This is a genomic window from Mycobacterium sp. 1165178.9 (genome assembly GCF_001673555.1).
Classification (GTDB): domain Bacteria; phylum Actinomycetota; class Actinomycetes; order Mycobacteriales; family Mycobacteriaceae; genus Mycobacterium.
In genome coordinates this window covers 1-693 of the sequence record NZ_LZMB01000444.1, presented here as the reverse complement: position 1 = coordinate 693, position 693 = coordinate 1, and the positions used below count along the sequence as shown (strand labels likewise).

Genomic DNA, 693 nt, shown 5'->3' with positions numbered 1-693 from the left:
CGCGAAGATCGATCTAGCGCTGGGAAAGCTCAAGCTCGAGCCCGGGATGACGCTCCTGGACATCGGCTGCGGCTGGGGAGCCACGCTACGGCGCGCCATCGAGAAGTACGACGTCAACGTGGTCGGCCTGACGCTGTCGGAGAACCAGGCCGAGCATGTGCAGAAGTCTTTCGATCAGATGGACACTTCCCGCACCAGGCGCGTGCTGCTGGAGGGCTGGGAGAAGTTCCACGAGCCGGTGGACCGCATCGTGTCGATCGGCGCCTTCGAGCACTTCGGGCGCCAGCGCTACGGGCGCTTCTTCAAGATGGCCTATCAAGCGCTGCCGCCCGGCGGAGTGATGTTGCTGCACACCATCGTTCGGCCATCATTCAAAGATGCCCGGGCCAAGGGCATGAAACTGACCCACGAGATCGTCCAGTTCTCGCAGTTCATCCTGGCCGAGATCTTCCCCGGCGGCTGGCTGCCGGCACAGGAAGACATTTTCAAGTTCGGCGAGGCGGCGGGCTTCTCGATCGAGCGGGTGCAACTGCTGCAGAAGCACTACGAACGGACCCTCAACATCTGGGCGGCCAACCTGGAAGCCAACAAGGACCGGGCCATCGCCATCCAGTCGCAAGAGGTCTACGACCGGTATATGCACTATCTGACGGGCTGTGAGAATTTCTTCCGCAGGGGCATCAGCAACGTCGG

General features: G+C 62.0%; 1 protein-coding gene. It reads left to right on the top strand.

Going from position 1 to position 693, the window contains the following annotated elements; all coding sequences use genetic code 11:
• Positions 1-693 (top strand): class I SAM-dependent methyltransferase (locus A5652_RS19060; protein WP_067354963.1); only part of this gene is annotated, 693 nt, incomplete at both ends.